A 10,170-nucleotide genomic window follows, 5' to 3' on the forward strand; every position below is an offset into this window, starting at 1 on the left:
GTGCCGGTGCGGCTGCGGCTCGACGACCTCAAGGCGCTTTTCTTCGTGCGCGACTGGATCGGCAACCGCCTCTACGCGCCCCCGTCGGCGTTCGGCGTCGGCGGCGCGCACGGGCGGCGCTGCGTCGTGACGTTCCTCGACGGAGAGGTCGTGCTCGGGTTCACTCCCGACTACCGCCCCTCCGCGACGGGCTTCACCGTGTTTCCGGCCGACGCGGAAGACAACAACGAGCGGATCTTCGTCGTCGCCGACGCCGTCCGGGGCGTCCAGTTCCCCTAATTGGCCGGGTGGTTGTCAGTTAGACGCATTTAGGGCAAAGTCCGACGGTGCCGCCAAGTTTGCCTAGGGGACGGGCAAACAACATTTCGGTCAGATGCTCCAAGTTTTTGGACAAGATCCAAGAGCTTGGGGCGCTCGGAAGGGGACGGATTCGGCGGTAGCACGCCAACTGACTGAACGGGAGCGGCTTAGAGGAACTGAAAAAACGGGTACGCCTTTTGCTAGGCCAGTGACGGGCGACTGTGTCTTGAGGGGCAGGTCGCGCGCCGGCCGACGGTCCCGCGCCGATCGCGACGCGGGGTTCCGCCGCGGAAGAGCGGCGGCCGGCGGGCCGGCTTGACGAGAGGCAATGACCGTTCGTTTTCAGGAAGGAGGTAGTACACGATGAGAATGTGGAGGACGGTGGCCGCGGCGTTCCTGATCACGCTGACGGCGCTCCCGGTCCTGGCCGCCGACACCGGAAGCGGCACGGGCACCGCGAAGCTCAACTGGTTCGGCAGCATCCGCATCCGCCCGGAGTACAACGACAACCTGTACGACGTGAGTTCGCTGCAGGGCGAAGACAACATCACCTACACGAGCTACCGCGTCCGCCTCGGCGTCAAGGCCGAGCTGGACAACAACGTCAGCGCCGTCATCGAGTCCCAGTACCTCGGCCAGTTCGGCGAGGACTGGACCGCGATCCGCGGCTCGCAGACGTCCAGCAACATGAGCTCGAACGCGCAGCTGTTCCAGGCGTACATCGACGCCAAGAACATCGCCGGACAGCCGATCAGCGTCCGCGCCGGTCGCCAGACGCTCGTTCTGGCCGACGGCTGGCTCATGGGCAACCTCGACTTCTACGGCGGCACGAGCTGGGACGGCGTGCGCGTGGACGTCGACCACAAGCGCGGCACGTTCACCGGCTTCTACATGAAGGAAGCGGAGCTCGACAACCCCGAGCGGCTCATGATGGGCCTCGGGCGTGGTCTGGGCTACTCCGACATGTACGGCCTGTGGTCCACGTGGAAGCTCTCGAAGAAGATGAACCTCGAGGGCGGCCTCCTCTATCACGACGACCACAACACCATCACGACGCCCGGTCATCCGCTGTACCGCGACAAGCGCATGACCTACGCCGCCAACTTCCGCTACGAAGACAAGACCGGCCCGTTCGCCGTGCTGAACGCCGCTTGGCAGCGCGGAACCGGCCTCAACGCTTACGGCGACGACTACGCCGACATCGACGCGAAGGCTTGGGAAGCCACCCTCGGCTGGAAGTTCGAAGTCGAAGGGAATCCGAACAAGGTCTATTTCCGTGCGGCGCAGTACGGCGGCGACAAGCCGGGCACGGAAAAGAACGAAACCTTCGACCCGCTCTTCATGGACTTCCACGGCCGCTACGGCCTCTCCGACTTCTGGAACGGCGCTTGGGGCCGTCCGGCCGAGATCGGCGGGCCCTACGGCGCGTACTACCTGCAGCTCGGCTTCGAATCCCAGCTCCCCGGCGGCCTGAAGCTCGCCGGGATGTTCCAGAACGTGCGTCGCGACCAGCGCTACATGGTCGAAGACCGGAACCTGGGCACTGAGTTCAGCGTCGCGGCCGGCTACGACTACGGCAAGAACCTCACGCTCAGCGTCGGCTTCGCGCAGGTCTACCCGGGCGCCGGTCTCGACGCCGAGCTGCCGCAGCCGCCGAAGTCGAACCCGACCAAGCGTCTTTTCGTCAGCACGACGGTTCACTTCTGAGCCGGCTCGCAAGAGCCGCTCGGATCTAAGGAGGCATAGAGATGCCGAAAGCTTTGCGCATCCTGGTCGCCGCCCTGCTGGTCCTGCCGCTGCTGTTCGCGGTGACGACCGCTCCGGCGATGGCCGGGTCGACCCAGACCGGCACGATCCGCGGCAAGGTCGTGGACGACAAGGGCCAGCCGGTCCCCGGCGCCACGATCCTGCTGCGTTCGGAAGCCCTGATCCGCGAACGCGCCACCGTCACGGACACCGAGGGCAACTTCTTCGCCCCGGGTCTGCCGACCGGTAAGTACCAGGTCCTGGCCCAGATGGCCGGGTACCAGACCGCGGCCGTGATCACCGACGTCCAGGTGGACAAAGTGACCCCGGTGAACCTCACCCTGAAGGAAGGCGAGATCGTCGAGACGGTCACCGTGACCGGCGGCCGTCCCGTCGTCAGCAAGACCAACACCGACAGCACCAAGGTCGTCGATCGCAAGCAGACCGACAACCTGCCGGTCGGCCGCAGCTACCAGAGCCTGATTCAGTTCGCCCCCGGCGTCACCGGCGGGTCGAACCCGAACATGCTCGGCGGCACCTCGAACTCGAACGTCTACCTCGCCGACGGCGTCAGCATCCGCGACCCCGTAACCGGCACCTTCGGCTCCAACATGATTTTCGACGCCATCGAAGCCGTGGACATCAAGCTGACGGGCGTCTCGGCCGAATACGGCCAGTTCCAGGGCGGCCTGACGAACATGATCACCAAGTCGGGCGGCAACACCTTCACCGGTTCGCTGCGCGACGTCATTTCGCAGCCGAACTGGACGAAGCTGTCGAGCGTCAAGACGCGTGATCTCTTTGCCCCGAATCGCGCGCTGCCCAGCGGGTGCACGGGCACCGATTGCTGGTCGTACACGCGTCCGACGATTCAGCAGTACGACGGTTCGGCGAGCAAGACGTCGAACCGCATTCAGACCACGCTTGGCGGTCCGATCGTGACCGACAGCGCGTGGTTCTTCCTCGCGTACGACAAGAACTTCTCCACGGGCAGCGGCACCTCGAATTCCGGCACGCCGTGGCAGTCGTTCTTCGACGGTGACTATGCCTTCGGTAAGGGCACGTGGCAGGTCAGCAACGACCACCGCGTGCAGTTCACGTATTCCCGGGATCCGGCCCGCACGACGTCCAACTACGCGCTGCAGTTCTTCGGCGGCCCGTGGGATCCGTCGGACATCGACGTGCAGGAGCAGGGCGGCCACCTCTGGGTCGCCAACTGGAACGCGATCTGGAGCCCGCAGATCGTGACCGACGTGAAGGTCGCGCAGTTCCAGAACAGCTTCTCCATCAACCCCTTGGCTGAGCCGCACACGTTCGACGGTCAGCCCCGCGGTCGCACGGCCGGCAACGTTATCTTCGATCCGACCGGGCCGGTCGCCCCCGCGATCGACATGAACGACAGCACTGTTTACGACACGAACATCTTCTCCAGCGATCCCGAAGTCCGGAAGCGCAGCCAGTATGAAGGCGCGCTGACGTATTTCCTTGACACGAAGAACGCTGGAACCCACACGCTGAAGGTCGGCGTGGATTACGCGAAGCAGGAGAATGTCGGCTCCTCGATCATTCAGGGGAATGCCCTGTTCTACTTCGTGGGTACCGCGAACTTGGAAAACGATCCGTTCAACATGGCGAATCGTGGTTACCGCTACTATCAGGACTTCGCGTTGCCGAGTTTGGCCGGGCCGAAGAACATGGTGACCACGGCCTACGTCCAGGACGACTGGCAGTTCAACCAGAACTTGGCCTTCAACATCGGCCTCCGCTACGAGAAGAACGACAACGAGAACGACGTCGGCGAGAAGGTGATTTCGGACAGCTCGTTCGCGCCGCGCCTCGGCGTGTCGTGGGACGTGACGGGCGGCGGCAAGCACCTCGTCAAGGGGACCTACGCGCAGTACAAGGCGGGGATCAACCTCACGACGCTGAGCCCGTTCGTGCGCGCCGCCGGCGGCCAGTCTTCTTACACTCAGTACTACAATCCGTACTGGCGGACCCCGTCGCACGCGATCCAGTGGGTGAATATCGGCTCGGTGACCCCGGATGCGGCGGCGTCGAGCTTTGCGCCGAACCTGAAGCCGCAGCAGATCAACGAGTGGACGGTGAGCTACGAATACTCGTTCTCGCCGGAACTCGGCGTCAGCGCGCGGTACGTCGACCGGAAGTGGGACAAGATCATCACGGTCGAGAACTACTACCAGTATGACATGACGGATCCAGACAACCCGACGCCGCTCAAGCGCCAGTTCATCTTCAACAATTCGGACGCGAAGCGCAGCTACAAGGCGATCATGCTGACGGCGGAGAAGCGGTTCTCGCGGAACTGGGCTCTGTACGCCAACTACACCCACTCGAAGGCCGAAGGCAACGTGACGAGCGACTCTGGTTTCGACACCTTCCAGAATTACGCGAACGTGCCGCAGACCACGCTGAACCGCTATGGCTACCTGCCTTGGGACGTGACGCATCAGGCGAAGGTCCAAGGCTACTATCAGGTCCCGCTGAAGAGTGAGCGTCAGCGTCTTACGGTCGGCGGCGTCATCAACTATGCGAGTGGCGCTCCGTACGCCAAGAACAACACCGCGCAGATCGTGGTTGGACCCGACGCGTACGGCAACCAGACGTGCGCGATCGGAACCGAAATCTGGGGCTCCGAGGACTGCGGGAGCGATCAGACGGACAAGGTGGGCGTCTATTACGAGAAGCGCGGCGCTCACCGGACGCCGAGCACGAAGTCGCTCGACCTTTCGGTGAACTACGGCTACCAGTTCACGAAGCGGGTGAACTTCGAAGCCCGGTTCGACGTGTTCAACGTCACCAACGAGCAGGAACTGATCGGCGTGAACACGACGTGGTATCCGGAAGTGACCACGGCCAGCCAGAGCAAGACGAACTACCTGTTCGGCTTCCCGACGACGAACGCGCAGATCCAAGGCGCGCGCGGCTACCGGTTCCAGGTCGCGCTGACTTGGTGAGTTAGGTTTCATCCGCTGTTTCGGGACGGCGGGGCGGCTTCGGCCGCCCCGCCGTTTCTTTTGTGGCGCGGGAAGAGGCGGCCGATAATCGGCGCCATGCGAGTCGAAAAGCTGTTGGCGGCGGTCTGCGCGGTCGCCGCGTTGGCGTCGTTTTCCTGCCGCGGGACGGCGCGGCCGACGCCGCGCGTCGTCGTCGTCGGACTGGACGGCGCGGACTGGGAGATCATCGATCGTCTCGCGGCGGCCGGCCGGCTGCCGCGGCTCGAGCGGCTTCGCCGCGAGGGGGCGGCGGGGCCGCTGCGGAGCGAGGCGCCGTTCCTGTCGCCGGTCGTCTGGACGACGATCGCGACCGGGCGGTCGCCGCTCGACCACGGGATCTACGGCTTCCTGACGCGGCGCGCGGGGCGCGACGAGCCGGTGCGTTCGGACGAGCGCCGGGTGCGCGCGTTCTGGGATGTCGCGGGCGAGAACGGGCTCAAGGTCGGGATCGTCGGCTGGTACAGCACGTGGCCGGCGGAGAAGGTCGCGGGGTTCATGGTCAGCGACCGCGCGGGCTCGCATCAGGTCGCGGGCGGCGCGGCGAAGGCCGTCGAGCGCCTGATCGAGCCGGGCGCGGACGACGAGCTTCTGGCGAAGCTGCGGGGCGAGGTCGTCGCGGCGATCGACGCGCGGACGGCGGAGAGCTACTTCGCGGCGGTCCCGGGAGCGCCGGCGGCGCCGGCCGACAAGATGGAGACGTTCGTCGGCGCGCTGCGGACGACGGAGCTCTACCGGCGGCTCTTCCCGGAGCTGCTGAAGCGTCACGGCGCGGACGTGGCGGCGGTCTACTTCGAAGGGACCGACGCGGTGGGGCACCTCTTCGCGGACTACGGCACGCCGCCGATTCCGGGGGCCGACCCGCGGGCGGTCGCGCGGTACGGCGGGGCGTTCGACAAGTACTACGAGCAGATCGACAAGGTCGTCGGGGAGATCGCGGACCGGCTGGACCGGGAGCGCGGGACGCTGATCATCGTGTCCGACCACGGGTTCAAGACCGGGCGGATCCGCCCGATGACGCCGACCACCGGCGACGCGGGAAACGAAGCGCCGCTCTGGCATCGGCCCGAGGGGATCGTCCTGATGTGGGGCGCGGGGGTGCGCGCCGGGGCGCGGATCGAGGGGGCGACGGTCTACGACGTCGCGCCGACGATCTGCCGCCTGGCCGGGCTGCCCGTCTCGCAGAAGCTGCAGGGGCGGCCGATGGACGGGGCGCTGACCCCGGAGGCCGTGGCGCGGCCGCTGAAGAGCGTCGAGGACTACGAATCGCGCGGTCCGCGGAGCACGGAGGCGCCGCCGGCGCCGGCGGCGGACGACGAGCGGATCGCGCAGTTGCGGGCGCTCGGATACGTCGGCGTCGCGGCGCCTTCGACGGCGGCCGCGGGCGGCGAAGGGCAGCTCGCGGTGCCGATCAACCTCTACAACCGCGGCGTGATGCTGGCGAACCGCGGCCGGGCGGACGACGCGCGGGCCGACTTCGTCGAGTTGCAGAAGCGCGCCCCGAACGACCCGCTCGGTTTCGTCGGCGAGGGCCTCGTGATGCTCAACGCCGGCCGCGCGGAGGCGGCGCTGCCGCCGCTGGCGCGCGCGGTGCAACTCGACCCGCGGCTGCCCGCGGCGCAGGCGTACGCCGGGGAGGCGTTGCTGCGGCTGGGGCGGGACAAGGACGCGGCCGAGGCGTTCGCGCGGGCGCTGACGCTCGACCCGAGCGCGGGGCGTCCGGCGCTGATGCTCGGGCAGATCCTCGTGCACCACGGACGGATCGACGACGCGGACGCCCTCTTCGCGCGGGCGCGGGAGACGGCGGAGCTGACCGAGGACCGCGCCGGCGGGTGGATCGGCGGGGCGATCGTCGCCGAGACGCGGCGTCGGCTCGGCGAGGCCGAGTCGGACTACCGGCGGGCGCTGGCGATCGCGCCGGACTTCCCGCCGGCGCTTGAGCGGTACGGGAATCTGCTGCTGTTCATGGATCGCCCGGCGGAGGCGGCGCCGCTGCTGCGGCGCCTGACGGAAACGCGGCCGGGGTATGCGCAGGGGTGGGGACTCTACGCCCTCGCGCTGGCGAAGCTGGGGCGCGCCGACGAAGCGCGGGCCGCCGAACGTCGTTCCAGCGGACGCTGAGCCAGGTGGCGCAGCGGACGAAACCGCAATTGCGGCTGGAACGACGCGGGCTTCGGCGGTTCAGCCGACCTTCCCGACCCGGGCCGAGAAGTGGAGTCGGCGGGGTCCGCACAGGCGGGCGTTCGGCGTCAAGCGGCGACGCGTCGGCGCATTAGGCGATTCTGCTGTCAGCTATTGGCTTTAGTTCAATTCCGACCCAATCCTCGCCCCCGATGCCGTCATATCGGGAGTCGTATTGTCGAGATTCAGGAATAACAGACTGACGTCGAAAGGGTAAGACGGGGGTCTGTCTGACTCGCGAGAGGGGCCGAGTTATGAAGCGCTGGGACCGACTGCTGGAGGGGTACCTGGAGGAGTACGCGAAGCTCGGACGGTCGGAGGGGATGGAGCAGCGCGTCAGGTCCACGCTGGAGCGGTGGGGCCTGTGGATGAAGCGGCACCATCGGCGCCTCGAGTTGGAGCGCGTTGACGCGGAGCTCCTCGTGGGCTACCTGCGCGCGCAGACGACGTTCAAGGCCAAGTCGACGGTGTACGCGACGCTGAGCGTGATGCGCGGCATGGGCGAGTACCTGGTGCGCCAGGGTGTGTGGACGACGAGTCCGCTGCGCTGGATGCGCGGTCCGAAGATCTCGCCGTACAGCCGGCTGCCGAAGCGCATCGACGGCGGCCAGATGCAGGGACTCTGGCGCGAGGCCGCGTCGAGCAGAAACACGTACCAGCGCCACGTCAGGCTCGTCGTGTTGGCGTTGCTGTACGGGACCGGCCTGCGCCGCGGCGAGTTGGAGCGGCTCGATGTCGACAGTTGGGATCGCGAAGAGGGCGTGCTGCGGATCGACGGCCGCAAGACGGGCCGCGAGCGCAGCGTGCCGGTGCCGGCGCTCGCGTACCAGTGCCTCGAGGCGTACCTGCCGCAGCGTCACAATCGTCTCGAGTTGCGCGGCGTGCACGACCAGCGCGCGTTGCTGGTGAATCGCGAGGGCAAGCGCCTGAGCGCCTCGTCGCTCAGCAAGCTCGTGCACGTGATGGCCGATCGCGCCGACGTGCCGCTGCACAGCCTGCACCAGTTCAGGCACAGCTGCGCGTCGGACCTGCTCGAAGCGGGCGTCGCGCTGCCCGAGGTGCAGCGGATTCTCGGCCACCAGGGCATCACGACCACGGTGCGTTACGTGCATATCGCCGACCCGCAGCGCCGCGCGGCGATGGCGAAGCATCCGATCAATGACTGGCTGCGCACGGAGGCCGCGTCATGAGCCGCCTGGATCCCCTGATCGAAGGCTACCTGTCCTACCTGGCCGACGTTGGGCGCAAGGCGCCGCGGACCGTGATCGACGTGCGCTGCACGCTGGGGCGCATGGTGCGCGCGCTGGCGGAGATCTGCCCCGGCGTGTCGCCGTGGCACGCCACGCTCGAGCACTACCTTGCGTGGCTCGAGCAAGGCCGCCAGGCGGGACACACGTCGACTTCGCTCGCCAAGCGGCTGAGCCACGCGCGCGGCCTCCTGGACTACGCCTGGCGCAGCGGCCGCGCGCAGCGAAACGTGCTCGACGGGTTCCAGCTGCGCGACGCGAAGCCACGCGGCGCGCCGCGCGCGTTGACGTTGGAGGAGGCGCACGGCCTGATCCTGGCCTGCCCGCGCGCGACGCCGCTTCAGCGGCGCGATCGCTTGATGATCCTTCTGCTGTACGGATGCGGTTTGCGCACGCAGGAGCTCTGTGCGCTCGACGTCGGCGACGTCAATCGCGAGCGCCGGGAGCTGCAGGTCCTCAAGGCCAAGGGCGATCGCCCGCGCGTGGTCCCGATTCCGGACGGCGTGTACACCGAGCTCCTCGCCTACCTGCTCGAGCGCGGCGGCAAGCGGGGCGCGTTGTTCCGGACGGCGACGCGTCGGCGCCGCCTCTCGTCCAAGGACGCCGGGGCGGTGGTTCACGACGCCGCGCGGCGCGCCGGCGTCGCCGGCGACGTGACGCCGCGCACGCTGCGGCACACGTTCGCCACGCACCTCATGGACCGGGGCGTCGACGTCGCGGTCATCTCCTCGCTGATGGGCCATCGCAGCCCTCAGGAAACCGGCGTGTACCTGCACGTCCTGCCGCAGCGGCCCGAAGCCGCCGTGCGCGCGCTCGACAGAGGGCCCCGGCCATGACGTGGAACTTCTGGATCACGCTCTATACCGAAACGCACTGCACCGCGCGCGGCCTGCGCTCCACGACGATCGCCGCGTATCGCGCGGCGCTCGACCAGTTCCGCGAGTACGTGCGGTTCCGACTCGACGACAAAGCGCCCGGCGCCGTCGCCGCGCGCGACGTGCTGCAGTACGTCGAGCATCTTCGCACCGAGCGCCAAAACGGCGCCGCGGCGATCAATCGCACGGTCGTCGTCCTGCGCAGCTTCTATCGCGCGATCGTTGCCATGGGCCATCTCGAGCCGGCGGCCAATCCGCTGGCGCACTTCCCGAAGATCAAGGCCGCGCCGCAGAAGCTGCCCGTCTTTCTATCGTCCGAGGAAGTCGGGCGACTGCTCGCGGCGCCGGACTGCGGGACCGTTCTCGGCGTGCGCGATCGCGCGATCCTGGCGTTGCTGTACGGCACCGGGATCCGCGCTTCGGAGTGCGCGACGCTGCGCCAGGAAGACGTCGACCTCCACGAGCAGACCGTGACCGTCATGGGAAAGGGCGGCCGACGGCGCACGATCCCGCTCAATGAGCGCGTCACCGCCGCGCTGCGGCTGTACGAGCGCGCGCGCGGCGCGGCGCTGCCCGCGGCGCCGTACTTCCGGAGCCGGCGCGGACGCGCGATGTCGCGCAATGCGATCTACGAGCGCGTGCGCACGTGGGCCTTGCGCGCGAAGATCGCGAAGAGGATGTCGCCGCACCGACTGCGGCACACGTTCGCGACGCATCTCGTGCGCGCGGGCGTCGGCCTCGTCACGATCAGAGACCTGCTCGGCCATCGACTGATCACGAGCACGCAGATCTACCTGCACGTCACCGCGC

Annotated in this window: 7 protein-coding genes; all 7 read left to right on the forward strand. The window is 67.8% G+C overall.

What is annotated here, in order from left to right:
• Nucleotides 1–279: hypothetical protein (locus LLG88_04595; protein MCE5246186.1), on the forward strand; the 279-nt coding region annotated here is incomplete at its 5' end.
• 384 nt (nucleotides 280–663) lie between these two features.
• Nucleotides 664–2,007, forward strand: coding sequence for an alginate export family protein (locus LLG88_04600; protein MCE5246187.1), 1,344 nt, complete (start codon nucleotides 664–666; stop codon nucleotides 2,005–2,007).
• Nucleotides 2,008–2,048: 41 nt separating this feature from the next.
• Complete coding sequence (locus LLG88_04605) at nucleotides 2,049–5,021, forward strand: TonB-dependent receptor (GenBank protein MCE5246188.1); 2,973 nt, start codon at nucleotides 2,049–2,051, stop codon at nucleotides 5,019–5,021.
• 96 nt (nucleotides 5,022–5,117) lie between these two features.
• Nucleotides 5,118–7,178 carry an alkaline phosphatase family protein gene (locus LLG88_04610; GenBank protein ID MCE5246189.1) on the forward strand — a complete coding sequence of 687 codons (2,061 nt, stop codon included), beginning with the start codon at nucleotides 5,118–5,120 and terminating at the stop codon, nucleotides 7,176–7,178.
• A 314-nt stretch (nucleotides 7,179–7,492) separates the two neighbouring features.
• Complete coding sequence (locus tag LLG88_04615; protein MCE5246190.1) at nucleotides 7,493–8,428, forward strand: tyrosine-type recombinase/integrase; 936 nt, start codon at nucleotides 7,493–7,495, stop codon at nucleotides 8,426–8,428.
• Nucleotides 8,425–9,321, forward strand: coding sequence for a tyrosine-type recombinase/integrase (locus tag LLG88_04620; protein MCE5246191.1), 897 nt, complete (start codon nucleotides 8,425–8,427; stop codon nucleotides 9,319–9,321). Before LLG88_04615 ends, LLG88_04620 begins: the two co-directional genes overlap by 4 nt.
• The coding region (locus LLG88_04625) for a tyrosine-type recombinase/integrase (GenBank protein MCE5246192.1) at nucleotides 9,318–10,170 on the forward strand (853 nt) is incomplete at its 3' end. The genes LLG88_04620 and LLG88_04625, both read left to right, overlap by 4 nt.

It is taken from the genome of bacterium, assembly GCA_021372775.1.
GTDB lineage: Bacteria > Acidobacteriota > Polarisedimenticolia > J045 > J045 > JAJFTU01.

Bases quoted from the DNA above. Each gene is read 5' to 3' on its own strand.
- LLG88_04600 (MCE5246187.1), top strand. From the start codon at position 664: ATGAGAATGTGGAGGACGGTGGCCGCGGCGTTCCTGATCACGCTGACG.
- LLG88_04605 (MCE5246188.1), top strand. From the start codon at position 2,049: ATGCCGAAAGCTTTGCGCATCCTGGTCGCCGCCCTGCTGGTCCTGCCG.
- LLG88_04610 (MCE5246189.1), top strand. From the start codon at position 5,118: ATGCGAGTCGAAAAGCTGTTGGCGGCGGTCTGCGCGGTCGCCGCGTTG.
- LLG88_04615 (MCE5246190.1), top strand. From the start codon at position 7,493: ATGAAGCGCTGGGACCGACTGCTGGAGGGGTACCTGGAGGAGTACGCG.
- LLG88_04620 (MCE5246191.1), top strand. From the start codon at position 8,425: ATGAGCCGCCTGGATCCCCTGATCGAAGGCTACCTGTCCTACCTGGCC.